Raw genomic sequence first — 25,835 nt, forward strand, 5'->3', positions numbered from 1 at the left:
GTAAGTAGGTGTTTTTAGTTTGGATAAAAATAGAAAAGCTAGGTGGAACGAATGTTTAAAGAACCTTATATTGCGATGATAAAAGATTGGAAAGGGTACAAAACATACAAAAAATTACCGAAAACAGTTTTTCTTATGACTGGTTCAATGCTGGAGTTACCAGAGCGTGTATATGAATTACAGAAGCATGGACATGATGTATTTCTTCATTGTGATTTTATACAAGGTTTAAATACAAATACAGAGGAAGCTCTTTTGTATATTCAAGATGTTATCGGGGCGCAGGGTATTATTTCAACAAAAGGTTCGACAATTCGAAATGCTAATAAAATTGGATTAAAAACGATTCAACGCATTTTTATTGTTGATACTTTATCTCTTACAAAATCAATTGAGAATTGTAAAACGACTAAACCGAATGCGGTAGAGATTATGCCTGGTATTATGCCTTCCATTATTAAGCAGTTAGCAGAAGAAATAGAATTTCCTATTATTGCAGGCGGACTGATTCAAACACGAGAAGATGCGGAAATTGCTATTCGTGCAGGAGCAAGTGCAATTTCAACGAGTCATTATGAAGTATGGATACACGAAGAAAAAAGGAGTGCAATCTTGTGATTGAATTGAAAAATGTTTCAAAGGTGTATAAAAATGCGGAAGAGACAGCGGTTAAAGGTGTATCGGTTCACATTAAAAAGGGCGAGTTTTTTGTTTTAGTTGGACCTTCAGGATGTGGGAAAAGTACACTATTACGAATGATTGCTGGCTTAGAAGAGATTTCTTCGGGGGATTTAATTATTAATGAACATGTTGCAAATGATTTAGAGCCGAAAGACCGTAATCTATCAATGGTATTTCAAAATTATGCGCTATATCCACACTTATCTGTAGAAGAAAACATTTTATTCGGACTTAAGGTAAGAAAAGTACAAAAAGAAGAGCGACAAAAGCGATTAATGGAAGCAATTGAAATGGTAGGACTGAAAGAGTATGTAAAAATGAAGCCAGGACAATTATCAGGGGGACAAAGACAGCGTGTTGCGCTTGCTAGGGCGATCGTGAGTCAAGCACCAATTTGTTTAATGGATGAACCACTTTCGAATTTAGATGCGAAATTACGTGCGCAAATGAGGATTGAAATTAGAGAAATTCAGCAACGGTTAGGAATTACAATGATTTACGTTACTCACGATCAAATAGAAGCGATGACTATGGGAGATCGTATCATGGTCTTAAATAAAGGAAGCATACAGCAAGTTGGAACACCGCTTGATATATATAACGAACCAGCGAATGAATTTGTTGCAAGCTTTATAGGGTCTCCTTCGATGAATATAAATGATGGAGAAATGGACAAAGAAAAAGGTGTATTACATATAGGGCAATTGCAAATTCCATTATCTAATGGACTGTTAAAGCAATTACCAGAAGGAACAATTCGAATAGGCATGCGTCCTGAACATATTGAACTGTCTGGGGAAGGGCAAGAAGTCACGTTACAATCTGTAGAAGTATTAGGGAACGAATCTATATTAAGTTTTGCGGTAAATGGAATAACTTGGAGTGCAAAAGTCATTGGACAGCTACTCCTGAACAAAGGTGACAAAGTAAAATTATTATTCTCGCAAGATAAGTTATGCTTCTTTCACCAAAATACGAATGAACGATTAAAAGTGGTAGCTGAAGAAGAGTTGAAAGTGGTGGCGAAATAATGATTGAGGTAGGCAAGTTACCAGCACAAGAAAAAGTGTCAAAAAAGAAGTGTTTATGGAGTAAAACGAAAGATTTAAGAATAGGATTATTATTTTTGGCGCCATCTATTTTACTATTTTCGATTTTTCTTTTTTATCCATTATTTAGGACGATTTACTATAGCTTTTATTTAACAGATATACACGGAGAAGCTAATCTTTTTGTTGGCTTAGAAAATTATCAATACTTATTTTCTGATCCTGCTTTCTACAAAAGCATAAAGTCAACTTTATTATTTGTTGTATATACAGTGCCTACGAGTATTATATTCGCTTTATTTCTTGCATTGATTGCAAATGGAAAAGTAAGAGGTATTGGGTTATTCCGTGTGTTATTTTCTTCCACTATGGGAATATCAGTAGCTGCTAGTGCGGTGATTTGGCTATTTTTATTTCATCCAAGTGTCGGGTTATTTAATAATATATTAGCCTCTATGAATCTACCTGCAATCGCATGGTTAACGAGTCCAGATTGGGCATTGTTCTCTGTATCGGTTACAACGGTTTGGGTGAATACAGGATTTGCATTTTTAGTTATATTAGGTGCTTTACAAAATATTGATACGTCTTTATATGAGAGTGCATCTATAGATGGCGCTAGCTATTTATATAAGCTTCGCCGTGTTACATTACCGATGCTATCACCAACTTTATTCTTTATCGTGACAGTAACGTTAATTAGTGCGTTCCAAAGCTTTGGACAAATTGATATTTTAACGCACGGTGGACCAAATGATGCAACAAATTTAATTGTGTACTCGATTTATAAAGAGGCGTTTGTGAATCATCAATTTGGAACAGCAAGTGCACAAGCGATGATATTATTTGTTTTCATTTTCATTGCTACATTACTTCAATTTAAGTTTGCTGAGAGAAAGGTGCATTATAAATGATCGTTAAACAGTGGAAACAAAATTTCCTATTATATATGCTGCTCATTATTAGTGCAGTAATGGTGTTTTTTCCTGTACTCTATGCGTTTTTAATAAGCTTTATGACACCAGATGATATTCAAATGAGAAGGCTATTTCCGACCCAATTTACTTTCGATAATTTTATTAATATTTTTCAAAAAGTACCGCTTTTGACATACTTGTACAACAGTTTAGTTGTATCGACAGTCGTTATGATTGGACAACTTATCGTATCAAGCTTAGCGGCTTATGCTTTTGTCTTTTTACAGTTTAAAGGAAGAAACCTTATTTTCTTCCTGTTTATTTCAACGATGCTTATTCCGTGGGAAGCAACGATGGTACCGAACTTTTTAACGATTCAAAACTTCGGTTGGATCAATAGCTTTGCTGGGATGACAGTGCCGTTTTTTGCAACAGCTTTCGGTATTTTCTTGTTACGTCAACATTTTATGACGCTTCCGAATGAACTGAAAGAAGCAGCCTTTATTGAAGGGATTGGAAATGTAAGGTTTTTATTTAGCGTCGTAATTCCGTATTGTAAAACGAGTTTTATTACGCTTGGAGTATATAGTTTTTTAACAACATGGAATATGTACTTATGGCCACTCTTAGTGACCACTGATGAAAAAGTAAGAACAGTTCAAATTGGTGTAAAGCAGCTTCAGTCTCAAGAAGTTGCAACTGATTGGGGAAGCGTAATGGCCGGTGTTACGGTTATTGTCATTCCAACACTGATTTTACTATTTGTAGGGCAAAAGCAATTACAACAAGGATTAACAAAAGGTGCAATTAAATAACCAAGAGAAGGTGAGATTAAAATGAGTTTAGTTAAAAAAGGTGCTGCTCTATTAATGGCAGCAACAATGGCATTATCTAGTGCCGCTTGTTCAAGTAGTAAAACGGAGGGGAAATCTGAAGCGCAGGCAAAAGTAGCACCAGTTGAAAAAAATGGTGATAAGACTGTAATTCGTTTTTGGCATGCGATGGGTGGAAAAACACAAGGCGTACTAGATGGGCTTGTTGCAGACTATAATAAGTCACAGAATAAATACGAGATAAAGGCAGAGTTCCAAGGGACATATGAAGAGTCTTTAACGAAATTTAGAACGATGTCTGCTACGAAAGAAGCGCCAGCTCTTGTTCAGTCGAGTGAAATTACAACAAAATATATGATTGATAGCAAAAAGATTACGCCAATTGATAGTTGGATAAAAAAAGATAAGTACGACACCTCAAAGTTGGAAAAAGCAATTACAAATTATTATTCAGTTGATGGAAAAATGTATTCTATGCCATTTAATTCATCTACACCAGTACTAATTTATAATAAAGATGCTTTCGCAAAGGCGGGCTTAGATCCAGAAAAAGCTCCGAAAACGTATGCGGAATTACAAGAAGCAGCGAAAAAGTTAACGATTAAAGAAGGCGGAAATGTAAAACAATATGGATTCTCCATGCTGAATTATGGTTGGTTCTTTGAAGAATTGTTAGCGACACAAGGTGCTTTATATGTAGATAACGAAAACGGTCGCAAAGATGCTGCAAAGAAGGCGGTATTTAACGATAAAGAAGGACAGAAAGTATTTGGAATGTTAGATGATTTAAATAAAGCTGGCGCACTTGGAAAATATGGAGCAAGTTGGGATGATATTCGTGCCGCGTTCCAGTCTGGACAAGTTGCTATGTATTTAGATTCTTCAGCTGGTGTTCGCGACTTAATTGATGCATCTAAGTTTAATGTAGGCGTGTCATATATTCCATATCCAGAGGATTCGAAACAAAATGGTGTTGTTATTGGCGGAGCATCATTATGGATGACGAATATGGTTTCAGAAGAAACACAACAAGGTGCTTGGGACTTTATGAAATATTTAACGAAGCCAGACGTACAAGCAAAATGGCATACTGCAACAGGCTATTTCTCTATTAATCCAGATGCATACAATGAACCATTAGTAAAAGAGCAATATGAAAAATATCCACAGCTAAAAGTAACAGTGGAACAATTACAAGCGACGAAGCAATCTCCAGCAACTCAAGGGGCTTTAATTAGTGTATTCCCAGAATCACGAGATGCAGTTGTAAAAGCATTAGAAGCAATGTATGACGGGAAGAATAGTAAAGAAGCGTTAGATGAAGCTGCCAAAGCAACTGATAGAGCAATTAGTATTTCAGCTCGTACGAGTCAAAAATAAGAAAAAGCCGTATCCGAAAAAGGATACGGCTTTTTCAAGGAGATAAGGGATCAAAAAAATGAAGAAGTCTTATCTCTTTTATATGAGTAAAGGGTCTAGAATGAATCTTGTCCTTTTCATTATTTGTTTAACTCCATTGCAACTTGTTTGCCATTTACGAAAACCTCTGCCACCGCTACTACAACTTCCATTACTTTTTTCATGTCTCATCTCTCCTTGTTTTTTGTTTCATTTCTTACTTTTAGTATAAGGAAATATAGCACTTGCAACTATCGAATTGGATGACAAGAGACTTACATTGTTGTAAGGACAATCGTTTTATTTGTAATAAATGTGATTTTGAATATGGATTCAGAAATTTCTGTTGTTTTGAACTATAATTAGAAAGAGAGTGGTTTAGAAAGAAGGGGATAATATGAAAAGAATTCTTGTTATTAGTGATATTCATGGAGAAATAGAAAAGTTCGAACAGTTATTAGAAGAAGCTCAATATGATGCAAGACAGGATCAATTGATTTTATTAGGGGATTATGTAGATCGTGGTCCCAATGCGCGTGCTGTAATTGAAAAGGTAAAAGCGTTAAAAGAAGAGGGAGCCCTCGTTCTAAAGGGTAATCATGAAGATATGATGATTAAAGCGTTAACGACTGATGAAGAACGTTCATGGAACCATTGGGTAAAAAGGAATGGTGGAGATAAGACTTTATACAGCTATGGCTTTGTAGATGAAGATATTGTAGTTAATGAAGAAGCCTTCCAAAAACCAATTTTACAATCGCATGTTTTAGAGGAACATGTAAAATTTATTCAAGAATTAGATCATTACATTGAAACAGAAGAGTATATATTTGTACATGCCGGTGTTGAGCCATTGAAGCGAGTTTCGGAATGTGAACCATATACGTTAATGTGGATACGTAATGAGTTTCATAGTGGGTATAGTGGTGAAAAGGTTGTTGTATTTGGTCATACGGAAACAAAAACGTTTCATGGTAGTGAGAATTGTGGCGTGTATTTTGGGAGTAATCGTATTATAGGGATTGATGGCGGTGCTGTATATGGTGGCCAGTTAAATTGTTTAGAATTGCCGAGTAAAAAGGTGTACGTAGTAAAAAGTTGAAAGAGATAAGGGGAATCTTATTTCTTTCAATTTTTTACTAAGAAAAATTTAAGGAAGAATTTTTATAATAAATCTTTCAAATTTTATATTGAGAAAAACGTTAAAATATAATTATAAATAGAATTGAACGATATGGTGGAAGGTGAGAATATGCGCTTACTCGTAGTAGAAGATAATGCTTCTTTATTAGAGTCTATTGTCCAAATATTACGCGATGAATTTGAAGTAGATACAGCATTGAATGGAGAAGATGGATTATTTCTAGCATTACAAAATATATATGACGCCATTTTGCTTGATGTGATGATGCCAGAAATGGACGGTTTTGAAGTAATTCAAAAAATACGTGATGAAAAGATTGAAACACCAGTCCTATTTTTGACAGCGAGAGATTCTTTAGAAGATCGCGTGAAAGGCTTGGACTTTGGTGGGGATGACTATATCGTTAAGCCATTTCAGGCTCCAGAGTTAAAAGCGAGAATTCGTGCTTTGTTACGACGAAGTGGTAGTTTAACAACAAAGCAGACCATTCGTTATAAAGGGATTGAACTGTTTGGAAAAGATAAAGATGTTCAAGTAGATGGACAAAGTATTAAGCTAACATTAAAACAATATGAGCTTCTAGAGTACCTTGTTCAAAATAGTGGAAAGATTTTAATGCGTGAACAAATTTTTGATCGTGTTTGGGGATTTGATTCAGATACGACAGTAGCAATTGTAGAAGTGTATGTCCATCATTTACGTAAAAAATTAGAGCCATTCGGTTATCAGAAAGATATTCAAACTGTTCGAGGTATTGGATATATATTAAAAGAACAATGAAAAAGGGAAGCATGTTTCAGAAGACGCGCATTCGATTGACTATATTGAATTCATTAGTATTTATTATCTTGATAGGCGTATTAGGTAGTATTATTTATTCGTACACATATAAGCGGATTTATAATGAAGTGGATCAATCTATAAAAATGAAGGCTCAGTTTGGAAAAAAATTTGATGCTAAAATATTACCAAGAAAACGTATGGAGAACATTAAAATTGGAGATCCCCGGATAACTAAAATAACTTGGAATGGGAAAGTAGTAGAGATAGAGGGAGATAACCATAAATTTCGTTCTAGCTTTGAAGGGAATTTGGATCAGTTTTTCCCAAAGAAGTTAGGGGATTTGCAAGATATTGAAGTGCAAGGACGATATTTTAGAACCTTTGCGTTTAAAGAAGATGGGAAAATAGTTCAAATTGTACGCGATACAACAGCTGAAGAAGAGATGCTAAATACTTTATTTTTAATTCTTGTTATTGGTTGTAGTGTAGGAAGTTTATGTGCAATAGGCATCGGCTTTTTCTTAGCCGGCAGGGCACTCATACCCATTCAAAATTCGTGGGAAAAACAGCAGCAATTCGTTTCGGATGCATCACATGAATTAAGGACACCACTTGCAGTTATTCAATCAAAAACAGATGTGTTATTTCAGTCACCATCTGCGACAATAGAAGAAAAAGCGATGGATATTTCTACGATTTCAAAGGAGTGTAGACGGTTATCTAAGCTTGTAACTAATTTATTATTGTTAGCACGTTCGGATTCTAATCAAATTGAGATGGATAAGAAAACATTTCAAATGGATACATTGTTAGAAGAAATAGTAGATCCATATAAGGAAATTGCTTCATATCAAGAAAAAGAGATGATATTGAAAGTAGAACATGACATATCATTTATGGGTGATAGAGAGAGAATTCATCAAATGATGGTCATATTGTTAGATAATGCGATGAAGTATACAAATGGGGGCGGACATATTCAAATCGATTGTACGCAAACGAGCAGCTCAATTCGTATACGGGTGAAAGATGACGGGATAGGGGTTAAAGATGAGGACATCCCAAAATTATTTGATCGTTTTTATCAAGGTGATAAAGCGAGAAGTGCGTCAGAAGGAGCGGGATTAGGCCTTTCAATCGCAAATTGGATTGTAGAAAAGCATTATGGGAAAATATTAGTAGAGAGCAAATGGGGAGAGGGTACTTGTTTTGAAGTGAATTTCCCTAAAAACCAAAGAATATAAGTGAGAAGACGATCTTGTTTTTACAAGGTCGTCTTTTTTTAAGGGAAAGTTAAGAAACTATTTATAACATGTATTATATACAGAAAGTTCGTTGCATAAAGAAGCGATTATAAAAAGGTATTTGAGCAGATTATATCGATCATAATGTTATTTCGATTATGTATAGGGAATGATGGAAAAGAAAGTGTAAGAGGGAGGAATTAATTTTGAAAAAGAAAATGATGACGGTATTCACTATTGGAGTAATGAGCTTAAGCATATTAGGGGGGGCCTCTCCTTCTGAAACATCAAAAGGAAAGACAAATTACACGCAGCGCAGTAAAGAACAATTAAATAATGGGAAGATACATGCGGTACATACAGAAGAAAAGGCGGAGAATCTAGGTATTGAAACAGAAGGGAAAGAACAAATTACGCTAGAAAAAGAAATTCATGAGACGGAAGTAGGAAGAGAAGCTGAACAGTTAGGAATTTCGATTGAAGGAAAAGACGTTGGAACTCTTTCAGAAGAAATCTATGAAACAAAAGTGAAGCAAGAAGCGTTAAAGCTAGGCATATCTATAGAGAATACAACGATTGTAAATTTAATTACTCAAATTAATACGATTAAAATTAGCGATGAAGCGGATAAATTAGGCATTTCGACAAATGGAAAAGAAATAGAGGACATTGCGGAAGAAATCTATGGAACGAAAGTAAGAGAGGAAGCAGGGAAGTTAGGTATTTCACAAAAAGGAAAAGAGATAGAAACGTTAGCGCAAGAAGTGTACGAACAAAAAGTGCAGGAAGAAGCAAAAAAATATCATATTGATTTGTATGGTAAAGATATATATCAAGTATTAAGCGAAATTAATGAACAAAAAGTGTTACAAATGGCAGATGAGCTTAATATGGATAAAACGAGTATGAACGTTCAAGAATTAGCAGAAAAAATTAAAAAAGATCAGCCTGAAAAAGGAAAAGAACTAAATTTTGTACCGGTGATTCGCACGGATGCTGACGCGTTTTATTTTTATTTAACGAACTAAAAAGGGCGTGAGAGTGATACGGAGATGGAAGTGGTATATATGTATGGCTTTACTAGCTATAGCAGTATGGAATGTATATACAAATGGCATTATAAAGTATGCGGAGAAGTTAACATTCTTCAATATACAAAGCGGAAAAGAAGCAGATTTTAGTAATAATGATGAAAAGGTCATCTTATCGAATGTACCTTTAATTCAGCAATTACCAGAGCTAGATAGAGGCTGTGAAGTGACTAGCTTAGCGATGATGTTACAATATGCAGGCATTACAGTGGATAAGATGAAATTAGCAAATGAAATAAAGAAAGTTGATTTTATGAACGATGGTGTACGTGGGAATCCGAATGAAGGATTTGTAGGAAATATTTATACCTTTTCTGAATCTGGATATGGTGTATATCACGGACCACTTTTTCAATTAGCGAAAAAGTATTTACCTAATAAAGCTGTGGACTTAACAGGGAAGAGTATAGAAGAACTTTATAAGAGTGTAAAATCAGGACAACCGGTAGTTATGATTACGAATGCAACATTTGCGCCATTAGATGAAGATGAATTTACTACATGGGAAACAAATAGCGGAGATGTTTCTATTACGTATAATGAACATTGTGTAGTACTGATTGGATACGATGAAGAATTTGTATATATTCGGGATCCTCTCGAGGATAGCCTAGATGTAAAAGTGCCGAGAGGAAAATTTGAAAAGGCATGGATGCAAATGGGGAGTCAGGCGATTAGTTATGTGAAAAGCTCTAAATGAATTAGTAAGGAAATAGATGTAAGGAACTGTGAGGAGTTTTTGTGGGTGTTTTTTGTCAAAAAATAAGAGAACTTCAGCTTATTATATAAGCTGAAGTTCTCTTATTTTTTATGATTAAATCTTTAGAAGTAGTGAATATGAAAAAATGCATAATTGACAAAAAAATACATATTATCATTATATATTGTTTTATATATGTTAATTGTATAAAATTACACAAGTATTCACATTACATAAAGGAGGCTTATTATGCAAAAAATATTTAACTGGGTTAAATGTATGAGTATCAAGAAAAAATTAATCATTTCATTTTTTCTTATTTTAACTATACCAGGACTTATTATCGGTGGTGTTTCATATCAAACTGCCAAAACAAATTTTGAACAACAAATTACAGGTAAAGCAAAGGAAAATATTTCAGTTTTAAATACTGTTATTTCTCAAAATATAGAAGAGAAATTTGTTGATGCGGCGTACTTTGCAGACATTTTAACAGAGGATACATATCCAAACGGACAAGAAGAAATAGTAAGAACGAAGTTAGCGCAATATATAAAACTTCATCCAGAAGTAGAAGGTATTTATATTGGAACACAGGCGGGAAAGTTTATAAGAGAACCATTTATCCAAATGGCTGATGGGTATAATCCAACAGATAGATCTTGGTATAAAGAAGCACATGAAAATAAAGGGAAAGTAATTGTTACTGCACCATATCAATCAGCATCTACTAAAAATATGGTAGTGACAATTGCTAAAGAAGTAAAAGATGGTAAAGGTGTTATAGGAATTAACTTAAATTTAGATAACATCTTAAAAATTTCCAAAATGATTAACATTGGTGAAAAAGGTTATGCAGTTATTCTAGATCAAAATAAGCAAATTGTTAGTCATCCATCTAGAAAACCAGGTGCAAAAGTTACTGATCCGTGGATTAAACCAATTTATGAAGAAAAACAAGGAAATGTGTCTTATACAGAACAAGGTGATAAAAAGAATTTAATCTTTGCAACAAATGAGAAAACAGGATGGAAAGTAGTTGGAGTTATGTTCGACGAAGAAATTACCCAAGCTGCGAATCCAGTGTTTTATAAGACTTTGATTGTCATTGCTATCGCTATTGTATTTGGTAGTGTATTAATTTATTTCATTACAAAGTCTATTACAAGACCATTAAGAAAAATAGCTGACTCGGCACATAAAATTAGTAAGGGAGATTTGACAGAGAAAATTACAATCCATTCCAAGGATGATATAGGGAAATTAGGGAATTCATTTAATGAAATGTCTGCCTCTTTACAAGATGTGATTACTCAAATTAGTTTTTCAGCAGAACATGTCGCTGCATCGGCTGAAGAGTTAACAGCGAGCGTACAGCAAGCAAATGATGCGACAGATCAAATTACAATTGCAATGGAACAAGTATCAGGTGGGGCTGAATTACAAAGTCAAGGTGTTGAAGAAGGTGCGGTTACATTACAACAGGTAAATACAGCAATTCAAGATGTAACTGGAAGCGCGGAATCAATTTCTATCTCCTCATTACATGCGAGAGAAAGAGCTGAAGAAGGGGAAGAATTGGTTGAACAAACAGCAAAACAAATGCAGTCTATTTCTAGATCGGTATCCGAGTCAGATGCTATTATTAAACTTCTTGATGAGAAATCAAAGCAGGTAGGAGCTATTTCTGAAGCGATTCAAAACATCGCTACTCAAACGAACTTATTAGCTTTAAATGCGGCTATTGAAGCGGCAAGAGCAGGTGAACAGGGCCGAGGGTTTGCTATTGTAGCTGATGAGGTTAGAAAATTAGCGGAGCAATCAGGAGAATCATCTGGAGAGATTGCAAATTTAATTGCAGAAATTAAGGCGGATATTGAACATACTGTTAAGGCGATGGATAATGTGAATGGAGAAGTTCAACAAGGCCTTGATGTTGTAACAAAAACGAAAGCAAGTTTTACGGAAATTTTAAGTTCTACTACACATATTGTTTCTCAAGTTAATCAAATGGTAGAAACAACGAAGAGAATTGCTGGAGATGCAAATGAAGTGACAAATGCTATTGATGAAATTGCAGCGGCTGCAGAAGAAAATACAGCTAGTATGCAAAGTGTTGCTGCTTCAACAGAAGAACAAGTGAATTCAATGGAAGAAATTAGTTCAGCTTCGCAAAACTTAGCTGGGATGGCCGAAGAACTACAAGCCATGACTAGTAAATTTAAAGTATAATAACAGCAGATAAGTAAGGTGATATTATTTTCACCTTACTTATTTTTCTATTCAGCAATTAGGGGAGTCATTAACGGGATGAAAAAAAGAAAAAGACTATGGAATTTATGGAAAACGATTACATTGTTAGTTTGTACAGTTGTAATTTTTTCTTTACTTGTGACAGATATATTAATTAGTCATAATGTAGAACGGACGACGGAGGATAGCCAAGCAGAGAAAGCAAAAACAATTGCACACATTGTGGCGAATGATTCAATTGTAATCGATGGTTTGATTGGGAAGGCAGATACTTCTGCAATCCAAACGTATACAAATAGAATATTAAAAAACACAGGTGTTCAATTTATTGTAGTTATGGACATGAATGGAATAAGAAAATCACATCCAAATCCTCAAAAAATAGGCCATCATTTTATTGGGGGAGATGAAGGGCCTGCATTGAAAGGAAAGGAACATGTATCGCTGGCAGAAGGAACTTTAGGTATTTCAATGCGAGTGTTTGTACCTGTATTTTCTGAAACAGGTGAACAACTTGGAGCGGTGGCCGTTGGTATTTCAGCAGATAATGTAAAAGAGAGAGTTAAGGAAAGTAGATATATCATTTACATTGGTGTCGGAGTTGGAGTACTAGTCGGAATTATAGGAGCAATATTGCTAGCTAGACATATAAAGAAAAGTTTATTTGGTCTTGAACCTCACAGGATAGCGAAAATTCTTGAAGAAAGAAATACGATGCTACAATCTGTAAAGGAAGGTATTATTGCTGTAGATAAAGAAGCCAATGTAACTTTAATAAATAATGAGGCAAAACGATTGTTTAAGAAAAGTGGACTTGAAGAAGATTTTATCGGTAAAGATGTTGAGTTGTATATGCCTAATTCACGTATAAAAGAAGTATTACAAACGGGAGAGGTACAATTAAACGAAGAACAAAATATTTATGGAATTACGATTGTGACGAATCGTGTTCCTTTATATGTAAAAGGAGAAATAGTTGGTGCAATTGCAACATTTCGTGATAAAACAGAGGTTAGAAAATTAGCAGAAGAATTAACTGGTATTAGACTATATGCGGAAGCATTACGGGCACAATCGCATGAATTTATGAATAAAATGCATGTCGTATTAGGACTTACACACATGAAGCAGTATGAAGAATTACAGAAGTATATAAGCGGTATGGTATCAGAGCATCAATATGAAATTGGTGGGGTTATGGAGAGAATAAAAAGTCCAGTATTTGCTGGTTTTTTACTTGGGAAACTTAGCTATGCTAGAGAGAAAAATATAAAATTAATCATAAGTGAAGATTCTTACATGCCGGAAATAGATGATGAAAGTATTATTCATGAACTAATTACGATTGTCGGAAATTTAATTGATAATGCATTAGAGGCAGTGACGAATTGTGAAAAGAAGCAAGTTGAACTTGAGATACAATATGGGGATACATTAATCATTACAGTACAAGATACGGGGAAAGGTATACCAGAAGAAGAAATAGGGGCATTATTTACGAAAGGTTATTCCACAAAGGGAGATAACCGTGGTTATGGTTTGTATCTTGTAAAAGAAAGTATACAGCGAATAAATGGGGAAATTCATATGCATTCATTAGTAGGAAAGGGAACAACGATAACAATTGAAATACCTAAAGGTAGGGATGAGAGGCAAATATGATTAAAGTTTTAATTGTAGAAGATGACCCGATGGTAGCAATGTTAAATACGCATTATTTAGAGCAAGTAGGAGGGTTTGAACTTGTTCAAGCAGTTAACTCCGTTAAAGAAGCGATAGAAGTATTAGAGGAATCACGAGTAGATTTAGTATTACTTGATATTTTTATGCCTGAAGAAACTGGATTTGAGCTTTTAATGTATATTCGGAACCAAGAAAAAGAAATCGATATTATGATGATTTCAGCTGTACATGATATGGGGAGTATTAAAAAAGCATTACAATATGGTGTAGTAGATTATTTAATTAAACCATTTACATTTGAACGATTTAAAAAGGCATTAACTATATATCGAGAAAAACTTACTTTCATGAAAGAACAACAAAAAATTAGTCAATCGGAATTAGATTCGTTAATTTTGCAAAAAGAAAAAAGAGAGCCTACTGTCACTAAAGAGCTTCCGAAAGGATTAACGAAGCAAACGATGCAATTAATTTGGCAGAAGATCGAGTCGCTGAATGGACGAGCGTTTACAACAGATGAAATGGCGCAATTAGTTGGAGTTTCAAGAGTTTCTATTCGAAAGTATGTAATGTTTTTGACTGAAATTGGAGTATTAGAAAACGAAATGGTGTATCAACACGTAGGAAGACCAGTGAGTAAATTAAGATGTATTGACAAAAATAAAATAGAGTTTTACGTATAAGCGACTTATTATAAGTCGCTTATACTTTTTTTAATTACAAAATCAATTACAAAACTTACAAAAACTATTTTTACTATTGAAAGCGTTTTAATATTGTTATTAAGAAAACAAGGGGGTGCCATATGGGAATTCAAAAGAATGTGGAAGCGGTATCATTTTCTGGAGGAAATGAAGTACAAAGAGAATCTTTCGCTTCTAAAATTATGAATGTAAAAATCGGTGTTATACCTTTACCGTTATATGTAGTATTGGCTGCTATTATTTATGGGGCATCTGTATATAATAAATTGCCAGCAGATATGATTGGTGGATTTGCAGTTATTATGATCATGGGTATTTTCTTAGGTGACATTGGAATGAGAATTCCAATTTTAAAAAATATCGGCGGTCCGGCAATACTTTCATTATTTATTCCATCATTACTTGTATTTTTTAACTGGATGAATCCAGCTTCAATGGAAGCCGCGACTATGTTAATGAAAAAATCGAACTTTTTATATTTATATATTTCTTGTTTAGTAGTCGGAAGTATTTTAGGAATGAATCGTAAAGTATTAGTACAAGGTTTCGTTCGTATGTTTATACCTTTAGTAGTAGGGACGTTAGCTTCTGTAGCAGTAGGATTATTGGTCGGTTCACTATTTGGGTTTGAAATGAAGCAAACATTTTTCTTTATCATCGTACCAATTGTGAGTGGTGGTATTGGGGAAGGGATTTTACCATTGTCGCTAGCTTATAGTGATATTTTAAATGAATCATCAGCAACGTTTGTATCACAGCTTATTCCAGCGGCTATTATTGGAAATATGTTTGCAATCGTGAGTGCAGGTTATATGAAGCGTTTAGGTGAGAAGAAACCGGAGCTTAGTGGTAACGGTGTATTAGTGAAAACAGACAATCAGGCAGAATTATTAAAAGAACAAAATACAGAGAAGCCAATTGACTTCTCATTAATGGGAGCAGGTTTATTAATTGCGTGTACGTTCTTCATCTTCGGAGGATTTGCTTCTAAGTTCATCGGTATTCCTGGGGCAATCATTATGATTTTCTCAGCAGCACTTGTGAAATACTTTAAATTAATGCCAGCAAAAATGGAGCAAGGAGCATTCCATTTATATAAATTTATTTCAAAGAATTTAACTTGGCCGTTAATGGTTGGACTAGGATTGCTATATATTCCGCTAAAAGACGTAGCAGCAGTTCTTTCAGTAGGGTATGTTGTTGTGTGCGCATCAGTTGTTCTTACAATGGTAGCATCAGGTTTTCTTGTAGGGAAAGTGATGAAAATGTATCCAGTTGAATCAGCAATTGTAACGGGATGTCATAGTGGTTTAGGTGGAACTGGAGATGTTGCTATTTTATCAGCTTCAAATCGTATGGAATTAATGCCGTTTGCGCAAATTTCAACACGTTTAGGCGGGGCAGCAATGGTTGTAACAGCGACAATTTTATTAAAAATGTTTTCATGATCAAACAAGCTAGCTATATTCATATAGCTAGCTTGTCAAATTAAGGGGAGATTATAAGTATGTTAGATAATCAAATTAATGAAAGATCATTGTTACTGCATAAAGAATTAGTAGGGAAAATTGAAATTACAAGTAAAGTAGAAGTAAATTCAGCGGATGATTTAAGCCTGACATATACACCAGGTGTAGCGGAGTCTTGCAAAGCAATTGCGGCGGATGAAGAAACAGTGTATGACTATACGGCACGCGGTAATATGGTGGCAGTTGTCTCAGATGGAACAGCGGTACTTGGTTTAGGGAATATTGGACCGAAAGCAGCTATGCCTGTTATGGAAGGGAAGAGTATTTTATTTAAGAAATTTGCGAATGTAGATGCTTTCCCGTTATGTTTAGGTACGACTGATGTGGATGAAATCGTTACCCTTGTGAAAAATTTAGAGCCTACGTTTGCAGGAATTAACTTAGAAGATATTGCGGCACCACGTTGTTTTGAAATTGAAAAGCGATTAAAAGCAGAAACGAATATTCCTGTATTCCATGATGATCAACATGGAACCGCTATTGTCGTCTTAGCAGCTGTTATTAATGCATTAAAAGTTGTTAGCAAACAAATGGATAATGTGAAAATTGTTATTAACGGTGCGGGTTCGGCAGGAATTGCAATTGGAAAATTATTATTAAAGGCTGGTGCAAAGCGCATTACGTTAGTTAGCTTAGAAGGTATTGTTTGTGAAGGTGAATCATGGATGAACGAAGCACAAATTGAAGTTTCCAAAAAGACAAATCGAGAATATGTGCGTGGAACGTTAAAAGAAGCGATTCATCAAGCTGATATTTTTATTGGCGTATCTGCTCCTAACGTATTAACGAAAGAACTTGTACAAACGATGAATGAGAAAGCAATTGTGTTTGCTATGGCGAATCCAATTCCAGAAATCTTCCCAGAGGATGCATTAGAGGCTGGGGCAGCTGTAGTAGGAACAGGGCGCTCGGATTATGCGAATCAAGTAAATAATGTATTGGCGTTCCCAGGGATATTCCGTGGTGCGTTAGATGTGCGCGCGACTGATATTACAGAAGAGATGAAATTAGCGGCAGCATATGGGATCGCTAACATCATTACGGACGAAGAACGTAATGCGAATTATGTAATCCCGAATCCGTTAGATAAAAGAGTTGTTCCAAGTGTTGCGGAAGCTGTAGCGAAAGCAGCCATTGATTCAGGTGTGGCGCAAATTATGAAAATACCAAGTTATTAATAGCTAAAAGCAGTGCCTAAAAAGGCACTGCTTTTTTGAGATAAGAAATCAAAATAATGAAGAAGTGTAAAATTATTTATTTGTGTGTCTTCACTATTTATTTAATTCCATTGCAACTTGTTTACCATTTACTAAAACCTCAGTTACTGCTACGATCACTTCTATCATCTTTTTCATCTCTCCTTGTGTCATTTCTTACTTTAATAAGTATAAGAGAAGAGAGATACTTACACTATCGAAGTATATGACGTAGAAATTACATTGTTGTAAGAAAGTGTTTTAGTTTTGTCACTTTACTCAGCGGTAATTACAAACTGATCATAATATTTTTCATTCACATATATATTTAATACCCATAATCCAGATGAAGGTAGTGACATAGTGAGAGGGAGTTCGTTTGTAGTAGAATCAATTGTATTTGAAGTAGTCCAAGTTGGTTTGGAAGTTTCTTGTTGAAAGAGTACGGGTGTTGGAGTTATTGATCCTTGTTTTAGTGCAATAATAGATAGTTTTCCAGTTGGCATTTCAGGATCTAAAAAGTACCACATCATTTCATTTTTTTCATTTGCGATAATAGGACTATCAGCCATTGCGATTTTTTCTTCGATGCCTTTTAAAGGTATTTTTTCTTGTATGAAGGAGGGGGTTTCTTCCCAATTTACATCTTTTAAAACGCTAAGATGAAAGAAGGAAGGTGCATTAACTTGAGTGGATGACGTTGCGATGGCTTCTTTTTTAGGTGCTTCTGAATCAGGTTGCGCTTGTGTGCATCCAGCGATGAGAAAAGAGAAAAGTAGCATAGTTCCGATTTTTTTCATGGTGTCACACTCCTAATTTTTATTGTTAGTGTAATTGTATTTGCTAGAAAGCGGGACAATTCCTTTAAAGTATAAAAAGAGGTCGTAAGTTTTGTACGACCTCTTTTGACATTTTCTATATTTGTTCAGTTGTAAAAGTCGGTTCATTCTCTTGCGGCATCGTTAAGAAAATAACAGAAAGAACGATACATACGCCGCCTAATAATTGATATGCTCCAAAGGATTCATTTAGCCAAGCGATTGAAACGATGGCAGCTACAAGTGGTTCAATGCTAGATAAAATGCTCGTTTCTGTTGCTGCTAAATATTTCAGACTACCGATATAAAGGAGGAAAGAAAGAGTGCCACTTATGATGATAAGAATAAGCATAGAAAAAGTTTTTGGTGTAAAAGTTTGTGAAAGCTGATTCCATTCAAACGAGCGATTACAAATAAGCAGGGCAATGCCACCGATTAACATCCCCCAGCCAATTACTACAGTTGTTCCGCATTCTTTAATAAGAGAAGCTGGATGAAGGGTATAAAATGCAAAGCCAATTGCTGTTAATAGGCCGAAAATAATGGCTTCTTTCGATAAAACAATATTTTCAATTGAACCGTTTGTAATAATAAAGTACGTTCCTGTTAGGGCAGTTATAATTGCGAGTAGTTGCATAGAAGCAGGGAATTTTCTTTGTCCAAATGCGACATAAATGGTAATAAGAACAGGGCCTAGAAATTGAAATAATGTCGCTGTGACCGCATTACTAATATGAACTGTTTCGATAAAGGCATATTGCGCACCGAGCATGCCGAGAATAGAGAAAATAATAAGTTGTATGGAATGTCTAGGATGTTTCCAAATTTGAAATATGTTTTGTTTCTTTATAAGCAAGAAAGATAAAATAAATATCCCCGCAAGCAACAAGCGAATTGTTAAAAAATCAATTGATGATACGTTAGTATGTTGAAATAGCCACTGAATCATCGGGCCAGATAATCCCCATAAGGTAGCTCCTGTAATAATCATAATGAGTCCAATCCGTCTATTGTTGTTCATAATCATGCATCCCCTCTCGAGTATTTGATTTTTTATGTGTGACATGATACAAGGAATTATATATAATTTCTGGTACTGTAAAAAGTATCAGATTTTAGTTTTATTAAGGGGTCAGATATTATGTTAGAATTAACGCCTAATTTAAATACGAAAAGTAAAATAGCATTGTACGTGCAATTGTATGAGTATATAAAAAAAGAGATTAAAGATGGAACGATTCCGGCTTTTACAAAATTACCTGCTAAAAGAAAGCTGGCGAGCTATTTACAAGTGAGTAAGAATACAGTAGAAGCAGCTTACGAGCAATTACTTGCAGAAGGTTATATTGAATCGGCATCGAGAAAAGGTTATTTTGTATGTAAAATTGAACAAATGATTTATGTAGAAGGAAGCGAAGCGAAAGTAGAAGAAGTATCGTTTCGGGAGGAGAACTATAAATTTGATTTCACCCAAACAGGGGTTGATACGGATACTTTTCCGTTCACTACGTACCGCAAGCTTATAAATGATGTATGGCAGCCACATAATAATGAGTTGCTTTTTCTTGGACACTCTCAAGGAGAATTGAGCTTAAGGGAGGAAATTGCGAGCTATTTGTATGAATCTAGAGGTGTGCGTTGTTCAGCTAGTCAAATTGTATTAGGGGCGGGAACACAAATATTAGTGAAGTTACTTTTTCAATTGTTGAAGGGGAGTAATTATGCAGTTGAAAACCCAGGTTATCATAGGAAAATGGTCGTTTTTGAACAGGGAGAAAAGAAGGTTCAAATGTTGTCTTTAGATAGGGACGGAATTTGTATGACAGATTTAGAAAATAGCGATGCAAATGTTGTATTTGTAACTCCTTCTCATCAGTTCCCATATGGAATGATTATGCCTATTACGAGGAGGACGCAGCTTTTACAATGGGCAAAGAAAGAAGAAGACAGGTATATTATTGAAGATGATTACGATAGTGAATTTCGTTATTCAGGAAAGCCAATTCCGGCACTACAAGGGTTAGATACAGATGGGAAAGTTATTTATATGGGGACGCTATCAAAAGCTTTGTTACCCTCATTACGGATGAGTTATATAGTATTACCGAAGAATGTAATTGAAAAGTATCAAAAGGAATATTTATTTTATACGCAAAGTGTTTCAAGAATGGACCAAGAAGTGATAAGAAGGTTTTTAAATGAAGGCTATTGGGAAAAACATATTCATAAAATGCGTGTCGTTTACCGAAAAAAGAGGGATCGACTTGTTTTTGAAATAGAGAAGTATTTCTCTAATCGTGTTGAAGTGATAGGAGAAGATTCTGGATTACACATTTTATTACAAGTGCATAATGGAATGCGAGAAGAAGAACTAATTAAAGAAGCTGCAAAATATAGTATTAAAATATATCCTGTTTCTACGTACTATAAAGACGGTACTGCGCCTGAAAATGTAGTTTTACTTGGGTTTGCGATTTTATCAGAAGACGAAATTGCGAAAGCGATTCAATTATTACATAAGGCATGGTATACAAGAAAGTAAAAAACATCCTCCAAGCATGAGGATGTTTTTTATTATTTATTTTCATCTAAGAATAAGACCATATGCTCTTCGTCCCAATACTGTCCGTTATATTTCAGTGAACGTTCTTGTACACCGAATGTTTTAAAACCTAATGATTCATAAAGTTTCTTCGCACCATCGTTGCCAACAACAACATCAAGCATAACTTGTTCTACTTCTAAAGATTTAGCAAGTTCAAGACATTCTTTAATAAGTGCTTTTCCTGCTCCAAGTCCGCGTGCTTTTGGAGATACATATACAGAACCGATTTTAGCTTTATGTTCTTGTTTTACATATGGTTTCGTTTCCAGCGTTGCAACTCCGATTAATTGTCCATCTTTAAATGCACCTAGCGTATAGTTTTCATCTTGTGCTAATTTTTGTGCTTTATATTCAATCGCACACTCTTTATTAATAATATCTTCATAAGAAGAGCTGAAAGCTTCAGGGTTTTGCTTTAATCCTTCTACACGAAGTTCTAAATAAATTTCTGCTTCGTCTTTTGTTAATACATGGATATCCAATTATATCACCCTCCAAATCTTTGCAAATGTACCTTTATTTTATATTGAAATAAGAATAATTTCAAAAGCTTAGCTTATATGAGCTGATTTTATGACAAAATAACACCAGTAGTGTTTACTACTACTGGTGTTTTCACACGCATCTTATTCAAAAGGTAGCTCGATTATAAAGTTTGTTCCTACTCCTAATTGGCTTGTTACTAGAATGGAACCGTTATGCAATTCTACAATTTCTTTTGCAACAGCTAGCCCGATGCCTTTTCCACCAGTAGCTCTCGTTCTGGATTTATCAACACGATAAAAACGATCAAAAATATGCGGGATATCTTCTTCAGGAATACCTTCGCCTTCATCGGCTACACTTATTATAAAAGAATCTGTTTCTGTGAGCACGCGTATCGTAATAGTTGTGTTTTCTGGCGAATGTTGATAAGCATTGTGTAATAAATTTAACATAACTTGTTCCATACGTCTTTCGTCTATGCAAACTTCTAAATCATCTTTGCAATATACATGGAGTTGCATTTGTTTATTTGTTAATGTTGTTTTTGTTTTTTCAACCATTCGTTCTAAAAATGGTTGAAGAATCACTTTTTGTTTTTTTATAACAAACTGGTGTTGTTCTAATTGCACCAGCATAAATAAATCTTGGACGAGATCGGTTACACTATCAGTTTCATCCTCAATGATCTGTAAGTATTCTTCACGCTCTTCCTTCGTTAAAGACTCCCTCTTTGCTACCTTCGCATAACCTTTCATATAGGTCAATGGAGTTAATAGTTCATGGGCAACACTAGCGAGAAATTCATTCCGTTCTTTTTTCATATAAGTCAGTTCACTGGATAAATCTTCAATCGTTTTTGCTAAGCTTCCAAGTTCATCATTCCGTTTAATACCTAATTGAATTGGCGTATTTAATTTTGACATTTTTTCTGTCGCCCTCTTCATTTTTATAAGTGGTTCTGTAATAACACGCGAAAAAACAAAGACAGAAATAGTAGTCAAAATAATTGTCAAAACACCAATGATAAGAAATTGTTTCATGAGTTTAAGTAACATATTTTCTAAGAAAGATGTTTTTAATAACATATATAACTTCCCTTGAAACTCTGCTGTGTTAAGTGGGCTTACCGTTGTGATGAATTTTGATTTTTTCCAGTTCTTTTCGACGATCAATCCGCCTTTTGGAATAGGTTCTGTTTTACAAGTAAGTTGCTTCTGCATTGCCTTTGTTACGGGTTCTGAAGTGGAAATAATTTTGCCATTATTGTCTGTTAGTATGATAGCTATATCAGAGTTAGCAATTAATTCTGATTCTACTAAGTGTGCAGCTGCATCCGCGATATCGAAATCTGGATACATAGGACGGTTAGGGTTTTTATTGTATTCAGCGCGTTCGGGGTGTTGCTTTTCTTTAGCAATTGCATTCCGCTTTGTGCGGCTTGTAATTTTTTTACTATAGCGATTACCTTTTTCTAAAAGAGCAAGTGTTTCTTCCTCAATCCGCATTGTTGAAATGCTTTTGTAAAAAGATACAAAAGCAATTGTTTCAATACATAAAGCTAATATTAAAAAGTATGTCCCAATTTTAAGTGAAAGTTTACTCATTTTCTCACCATACCTTATTTCATATAAAGGGTCAGTGGTATACTATTGTCCACTGACCGAAGTAATTATTCACTTTTCCATTTATATCCGACTTTATAGACAGTTTCTAAGTAATTTTCAACTGGAAATCCTTTTTTGCGTAATTTATCACGGATATTGCGAATATGTGAATCGATTGTTCTATATTCAATGTCTGTTTCATAACCCCAAATTTTTTCGATTAAATCATCTCGGCTATAAGCACGGTTTGTATTTTGTAAAAATAGTCCAAGTAAAGAAAATTCGATAGGAGTTAGTGAAATTTTTTCATCATATACTGTGACAGTATGTTTCGTTTTATCCCACTCAATACCATTGAAGCTAACGAAGCCATCTTTCTTTGTACGGCGTAATATAGCTTCGATTCTTGCAACTAATACATGCTCATCAAATGGTTTTGTAATATAGTCATCCGCGCCCATAGTAAGACCTTTCACCATATCATAATTTTGATTACGAGCTGTTAGCATAATGATTGGAACGTTGGAAATTTGACGGATTTGATAACAAGTATCCCATCCATCCATAGTTGGCATCATAACATCTAACAAAATAATATCGAAGTCTTTTTGTTCTATTAACTTTAGTGCTTCAAGGCCAGAGGTAGCTTTCATACAAAAATAGCCGCGAGGGCTTAAGAAAAGATCTAATAATCGTAACATGCGTTCTTCATCGTCTACTAATAAAATTTTTACCATTATCTTGTGCACCCCAAACTGTTCATTCTACTTGTATAGTTTACATGAAAATAATAAAAAACTCTTTTTATGTGATTGAGTGGAAGAGTTATTTTTCGCTCAGAGTAATTGACATAAAAAATGCACTAGTTTTGCACAACTATTTTTTATAATAGAAAACGTAGCGACACAAAATACCCTATGTTGCGACATAACGTCATGTCATTTTATTTATAAAATGACAATTCCATTCTATTGTGTATGTGAGATAGAGAGGGTTTTCGTATTCACCTCGCATCGGATAAGAAAAATTTCCTATCTCACACTTTTTTTAAAAGGAGATCATACACATGAATCCAAAAGAAGAAATTTCAAAAAAAGAAAAGCAAGATCGTAATACGGTTGTCATGTGCATTGCCGTATCTATGGTTATTATTATAAGTTGTGTAAATAAAATTTTGGGGATTTTATAATATAAAAAAAGCTTATTGCTTCTTAAGAAGCAATAAGCTTTTTTCATTATTAGGGAAATAGTTCTATATAATAAACCAAGGTAAAATCGCTAACCCAGAAGTTACAATCGCTATAGTAAATATTAAAAGCATAGCTCGTTTGTTTTGTTTCATGTCACATTCTCCTTTATATATCAATTGAATGCTATACGTTCATTTCATGATTGGTGCCTCACTAATTAAAGTGTCACTTTATACTTTTAGTATAATGAATGGAAAGGTTTGGTACGATCGATAAAGGTGACATGAAGATTACATTGTTGTAATGAAAAAAGCACCTTCCTTAATAAGAAGATGCTTTTAAAAAACTATATTGAAGTATTAATCATTTAAGAACAGAACCATATGTTCCTCGTCCCAATATTGCCCGTTATGTTTTAATGAACGCTCTTGTACGCCGTAAGTTTGGAAGCCTAATGATTCATATAATTTTTTTGCAGCATCGTTACCAACTACAACATCGAGCATAAGTTGTTCTACATGTAGTTTATCGGCATTTTCAATAATTGCTTTAATTAGAGCTCGTCCTGCTCCAAGGCCACGCGCTTTTGGGGAAACAAAAACGGAACCGATTTTTGCTTTATGTTCTTGTTTAATGAAAGGCTTTGTTTCTAAAGTAGAAATGCCGATTAAATCGTTATCTTTGAAGACCCCTAGAGTATACTTATCCGGATTGCTTAATCGTTTTGCCATAGCAGCTACAGGATCCTCATGTTTAAGAACATCTTCATAAGAAGAGCTAAAAGCTTCCGGGTTCTTCGTTAAACCTTCCATACAAACTTTTAAATATATTTCTGCGTCCTCTGTCGTTAATAAGCGAATTTCCATAGTTATAACCTCCTTGGTCGATTTCAAATCAAATAAATCCATTACTTCAATAAGATTGTGTATGCGTTTTGTTAACAGTCTCTTTTAATTTGTAAAAGAATGAAAAGATATATGCTACAATGTTTTGTTTTTAATATGTAATGAAATTATATATTAACTTCATTAACTATTCAAGCCTTTAATATATTACATTTTTATAACTAAAATAACTCCTCAACCGAGGAGTTATTTTAGTTATTCGATTGATAACCATCAATTCGATGTGGATGTGTGTAAATATTGCAAGATTCATTTCTAATAAATCCTACGACTGTAATGCCTAAATCATGAGCGAGTTGTAATGCTAATTTTGTTGGAGCGGATTTAGATAGAACCATTTCACATCCGATTTTTGAAACTTTGAGTAAAATTTCGGATGAAATACGCCCACTAAATGCAATGATTTTTCCTTTAACAGATATATCGTTGCGCAAACAATGGCCATATATTTTATCTAATGCATTATGTCTTCCGATGTCCATTCTTGATAGGAGGATATTGTTTCGATCACATAGCGCGGTATTGTGAACCCCGCCGGTTTGGCGAAAGGTAGTGGAAGATTGTTGTAAAGTATTCATTAAGTAAAAGCATTCTTCAGGAGTAATTTTTACATGTATATCATGTAAATCTTTTGCTTTTGCTGCATCGTTAACGAAAATAAAACCTTGTCTACCTTTTCCGCAGCAAGAAGTGATGTATCGTTTATTATATAAAGTTTGATAGAGTGGATTTACTTTTGATGATGTTACATGGACAATTCCGTTATCTTTTTGCACCCATAGCTCTTCAACATCTTTATAGGAAGCAATAATTCCTTCAGAAATTAAAAAACCAATTACCATATCTTCAATATAATTTGGTGTGCATACAACTGTTACATATTCTTCACCATTTAATTTAATAGTAATAGGAGATTCTGTAACAATCTCATCCAGTTGTTTTGAAAATGTACCAGATTGATAGCGTACAATTGTATAAGTCTCTTGCGTAGGCCCCATATTTAATTCCCCTTTTATATGTAT

24 protein-coding genes and 1 pseudogene are annotated in these 25,835 nt (G+C 34.5%); 18 read left to right on the forward strand and 7 right to left on the reverse strand.

The genetic code is table 11. The features are described 5' to 3' along the window. The first annotated feature begins 51 nt into the window (after window positions 1-51). From FS802_RS26945 to FS802_RS27015, 16 genes and pseudogenes are all read left to right on the forward strand, one after another. Window positions 52-618 (forward strand): glycerol-3-phosphate responsive antiterminator, encoded by a 567-nt coding sequence (locus FS802_RS26945; RefSeq protein WP_000472007.1) that lies wholly within the window; start codon window positions 52-54, stop codon window positions 616-618. Next, window positions 615-1,712 carry an ABC transporter ATP-binding protein gene (locus FS802_RS26950; RefSeq protein ID WP_141521271.1) on the forward strand — a complete coding sequence of 366 codons (1,098 nt, stop codon included), beginning with the start codon at window positions 615-617 and terminating at the stop codon, window positions 1,710-1,712. Before FS802_RS26945 ends, FS802_RS26950 begins: the two co-directional genes overlap by 4 nt. Continuing rightward, entirely contained in the window at window positions 1,712-2,644 is a 933-nt protein-coding gene (locus tag FS802_RS26955; RefSeq protein ID WP_098116321.1) for a carbohydrate ABC transporter permease, read from the forward strand. The genes FS802_RS26950 and FS802_RS26955 overlap by 1 nt, the downstream gene beginning before the upstream one ends. Beyond that, entirely contained in the window at window positions 2,641-3,462 is an 822-nt protein-coding gene (locus FS802_RS26960) for a carbohydrate ABC transporter permease (RefSeq protein ID WP_064477144.1), read from the forward strand. Before FS802_RS26955 ends, FS802_RS26960 begins: the two co-directional genes overlap by 4 nt. Before the next feature lie 21 nt (window positions 3,463-3,483). Continuing rightward, window positions 3,484-4,860 (forward strand): ABC transporter substrate-binding protein, encoded by a 1,377-nt coding sequence (locus FS802_RS26965; RefSeq protein WP_064477143.1) that lies wholly within the window; start codon window positions 3,484-3,486, stop codon window positions 4,858-4,860. A gap of 415 nt (window positions 4,861-5,275) precedes the next feature. After that, a complete protein-coding gene (locus FS802_RS26970) occupies window positions 5,276-5,980 on the forward strand; it encodes a metallophosphoesterase family protein (RefSeq protein ID WP_078183462.1) in 705 nt (234 codons plus the stop codon). A gap of 150 nt (window positions 5,981-6,130) precedes the next feature. Beyond that, a complete protein-coding gene (locus FS802_RS26975) occupies window positions 6,131-6,802 on the forward strand; it encodes a response regulator transcription factor (protein WP_098116322.1) in 672 nt (223 codons plus the stop codon). Next, the gene (locus tag FS802_RS26980) at window positions 6,799-8,049 is read left to right on the forward strand and encodes a sensor histidine kinase (protein ID WP_098116323.1); all 1,251 of its coding nucleotides are present in this window, start codon (window positions 6,799-6,801) and stop codon (window positions 8,047-8,049) included. Before FS802_RS26975 ends, FS802_RS26980 begins: the two co-directional genes overlap by 4 nt. A gap of 206 nt (window positions 8,050-8,255) precedes the next feature. Further along, complete coding sequence (locus FS802_RS26985) at window positions 8,256-9,077, forward strand: transporter (RefSeq protein ID WP_098654547.1); 822 nt, start codon at window positions 8,256-8,258, stop codon at window positions 9,075-9,077. 13 nt (window positions 9,078-9,090) lie between these two features. Continuing rightward, a complete protein-coding gene (locus FS802_RS26990) occupies window positions 9,091-9,840 on the forward strand; it encodes a C39 family peptidase (protein ID WP_141521273.1) in 750 nt (249 codons plus the stop codon). A 279-nt stretch (window positions 9,841-10,119) separates the two neighbouring features. Then, window positions 10,120-11,133, forward strand: a pseudogene (locus tag FS802_RS32125) (HAMP domain-containing protein); the annotation flags it as partial. Between the two features lie 120 nt (window positions 11,134-11,253). Then, the gene (locus tag FS802_RS32130; RefSeq protein WP_483296244.1) at window positions 11,254-12,072 is read left to right on the forward strand and encodes a methyl-accepting chemotaxis protein; all 819 of its coding nucleotides are present in this window, start codon (window positions 11,254-11,256) and stop codon (window positions 12,070-12,072) included. Between the two features lie 78 nt (window positions 12,073-12,150). Continuing rightward, entirely contained in the window at window positions 12,151-13,755 is a 1,605-nt protein-coding gene (locus FS802_RS27000; RefSeq protein ID WP_016089373.1) for a sensor histidine kinase, read from the forward strand. Further along, window positions 13,752-14,459, forward strand: a complete 708-nt coding sequence (locus tag FS802_RS27005; protein WP_048541629.1) for a response regulator — start codon at window positions 13,752-13,754, stop codon at window positions 14,457-14,459. Before FS802_RS27000 ends, FS802_RS27005 begins: the two co-directional genes overlap by 4 nt. A gap of 122 nt (window positions 14,460-14,581) precedes the next feature. Beyond that, entirely contained in the window at window positions 14,582-15,928 is a 1,347-nt protein-coding gene (locus FS802_RS27010) for a 2-hydroxycarboxylate transporter family protein (protein ID WP_000512729.1), read from the forward strand. 59 nt (window positions 15,929-15,987) lie between these two features. Then, window positions 15,988-17,187: an NAD(P)-dependent malic enzyme gene (locus tag FS802_RS27015; protein ID WP_000886554.1), complete on the forward strand. Its 1,200-nt coding sequence runs from the start codon at window positions 15,988-15,990 to the stop codon at window positions 17,185-17,187. 293 nt (window positions 17,188-17,480) lie between these two features. Here FS802_RS27015 and FS802_RS27020 read toward each other — a convergent pair whose 3' ends face one another. Beyond that, entirely contained in the window at window positions 17,481-18,005 is a 525-nt protein-coding gene (locus FS802_RS27020; RefSeq protein WP_000719655.1) for a DUF4871 domain-containing protein, read from the reverse strand. A gap of 115 nt (window positions 18,006-18,120) precedes the next feature. Then, window positions 18,121-19,044 carry a DMT family transporter gene (locus FS802_RS27025; RefSeq protein ID WP_098654549.1) on the reverse strand — a complete coding sequence of 308 codons (924 nt, stop codon included), beginning with the start codon at window positions 19,042-19,044 and terminating at the stop codon, window positions 18,121-18,123. A gap of 120 nt (window positions 19,045-19,164) precedes the next feature. Here FS802_RS27025 and pdxR point away from each other — a divergent pair, with 120 nt between their 5' ends. Further along, a complete protein-coding gene (gene pdxR / locus FS802_RS27030) occupies window positions 19,165-20,565 on the forward strand; it encodes a MocR-like pyridoxine biosynthesis transcription factor PdxR (protein ID WP_000891914.1) in 1,401 nt (466 codons plus the stop codon). Between the two features lie 32 nt (window positions 20,566-20,597). Here the strand turns inward: pdxR and FS802_RS27035 are convergent, their stop codons facing one another. The 3 genes from FS802_RS27035 to FS802_RS27045 form a co-directional block, all read right to left on the reverse strand. Then, window positions 20,598-21,110, reverse strand: a complete 513-nt coding sequence (locus FS802_RS27035) for a GNAT family N-acetyltransferase (protein WP_000351216.1) — start codon at window positions 21,108-21,110, stop codon at window positions 20,598-20,600. Window positions 21,111-21,254: 144 nt separating this feature from the next. Further along, window positions 21,255-22,718: a sensor histidine kinase gene (locus FS802_RS27040; RefSeq protein ID WP_070169392.1), complete on the reverse strand. Its 1,464-nt coding sequence runs from the start codon at window positions 22,716-22,718 to the stop codon at window positions 21,255-21,257. Between the two features lie 65 nt (window positions 22,719-22,783). Then, entirely contained in the window at window positions 22,784-23,455 is a 672-nt protein-coding gene (locus tag FS802_RS27045; protein WP_000238953.1) for a response regulator transcription factor, read from the reverse strand. A gap of 329 nt (window positions 23,456-23,784) precedes the next feature. Here FS802_RS27045 and FS802_RS31790 point away from each other — a divergent pair, with 329 nt between their 5' ends. After that, on the forward strand, window positions 23,785-23,907 hold the full coding sequence (locus FS802_RS31790; RefSeq protein WP_001068388.1) for a hypothetical protein: 123 nt from the start codon (window positions 23,785-23,787) through the stop codon (window positions 23,905-23,907). 360 nt (window positions 23,908-24,267) lie between these two features. On the opposite strand, the gene FS802_RS27050 is transcribed toward FS802_RS31790, so the two are convergent. Together FS802_RS27050 and fdhD are read right to left on the reverse strand one after the other, a co-directional pair. Continuing rightward, window positions 24,268-24,774: a GNAT family N-acetyltransferase gene (locus FS802_RS27050; protein ID WP_000405878.1), complete on the reverse strand. Its 507-nt coding sequence runs from the start codon at window positions 24,772-24,774 to the stop codon at window positions 24,268-24,270. Between the two features lie 230 nt (window positions 24,775-25,004). Beyond that, on the reverse strand, window positions 25,005-25,811 hold the full coding sequence (gene fdhD, locus FS802_RS27055) for a formate dehydrogenase accessory sulfurtransferase FdhD (protein WP_000529227.1): 807 nt from the start codon (window positions 25,809-25,811) through the stop codon (window positions 25,005-25,007). Window positions 25,812-25,835 lie beyond the last annotated feature (24 nt).

It is taken from the genome of Bacillus sp. DE0042, assembly GCF_007680225.1.
Classification (GTDB): domain Bacteria; phylum Bacillota; class Bacilli; order Bacillales; family Bacillaceae_G; genus Bacillus_A; species Bacillus_A wiedmannii.

What these genes read in the sequence shown, in the direction of transcription:
- FS802_RS27000 (WP_016089373.1), top strand. Translation starts at nt 12,151, where the DNA reads ATGAAAAAAAGAAAAAGACTATGGAATTTATGGAAAACGATTACATTG.
- FS802_RS27025 (WP_098654549.1), bottom strand. Translation starts at nt 19,044, where the DNA reads ATGAACAACAATAGACGGATTGGACTCATTATGATTATTACAGGAGCT.
- FS802_RS27040 (WP_070169392.1), bottom strand. Translation starts at nt 22,718, where the DNA reads ATGAGTAAACTTTCACTTAAAATTGGGACATACTTTTTAATATTAGCT.
- FS802_RS27010 (WP_000512729.1), top strand. Translation starts at nt 14,582, where the DNA reads ATGGGAATTCAAAAGAATGTGGAAGCGGTATCATTTTCTGGAGGAAAT.
- FS802_RS26960 (WP_064477144.1), top strand. Translation starts at nt 2,641, where the DNA reads ATGATCGTTAAACAGTGGAAACAAAATTTCCTATTATATATGCTGCTC.
- FS802_RS26965 (WP_064477143.1), top strand. Translation starts at nt 3,484, where the DNA reads ATGAGTTTAGTTAAAAAAGGTGCTGCTCTATTAATGGCAGCAACAATG.
- FS802_RS27015 (WP_000886554.1), top strand. Translation starts at nt 15,988, where the DNA reads ATGTTAGATAATCAAATTAATGAAAGATCATTGTTACTGCATAAAGAA.
- FS802_RS27005 (WP_048541629.1), top strand. Translation starts at nt 13,752, where the DNA reads ATGATTAAAGTTTTAATTGTAGAAGATGACCCGATGGTAGCAATGTTA.
- FS802_RS27045 (WP_000238953.1), bottom strand. Translation starts at nt 23,455, where the DNA reads ATGGTAAAAATTTTATTAGTAGACGATGAAGAACGCATGTTACGATTA.
- FS802_RS26975 (WP_098116322.1), top strand. Translation starts at nt 6,131, where the DNA reads ATGCGCTTACTCGTAGTAGAAGATAATGCTTCTTTATTAGAGTCTATT.
- FS802_RS32130 (WP_483296244.1), top strand. Translation starts at nt 11,254, where the DNA reads ATGGAACAAGTATCAGGTGGGGCTGAATTACAAAGTCAAGGTGTTGAA.
- FS802_RS26945 (WP_000472007.1), top strand. Translation starts at nt 52, where the DNA reads ATGTTTAAAGAACCTTATATTGCGATGATAAAAGATTGGAAAGGGTAC.
- FS802_RS26970 (WP_078183462.1), top strand. Translation starts at nt 5,276, where the DNA reads ATGAAAAGAATTCTTGTTATTAGTGATATTCATGGAGAAATAGAAAAG.
- FS802_RS27020 (WP_000719655.1), bottom strand. Translation starts at nt 18,005, where the DNA reads ATGAAAAAAATCGGAACTATGCTACTTTTCTCTTTTCTCATCGCTGGA.
- fdhD (WP_000529227.1), bottom strand. Translation starts at nt 25,811, where the DNA reads ATGGGGCCTACGCAAGAGACTTATACAATTGTACGCTATCAATCTGGT.
- FS802_RS27050 (WP_000405878.1), bottom strand. Translation starts at nt 24,774, where the DNA reads ATGGAAATTCGCTTATTAACGACAGAGGACGCAGAAATATATTTAAAA.
- pdxR (WP_000891914.1), top strand. Translation starts at nt 19,165, where the DNA reads ATGTTAGAATTAACGCCTAATTTAAATACGAAAAGTAAAATAGCATTG.
- FS802_RS26955 (WP_098116321.1), top strand. Translation starts at nt 1,712, where the DNA reads ATGATTGAGGTAGGCAAGTTACCAGCACAAGAAAAAGTGTCAAAAAAG.
- FS802_RS26980 (WP_098116323.1), top strand. Translation starts at nt 6,799, where the DNA reads ATGAAAAAGGGAAGCATGTTTCAGAAGACGCGCATTCGATTGACTATA.
- FS802_RS31790 (WP_001068388.1), top strand. Translation starts at nt 23,785, where the DNA reads ATGAATCCAAAAGAAGAAATTTCAAAAAAAGAAAAGCAAGATCGTAAT.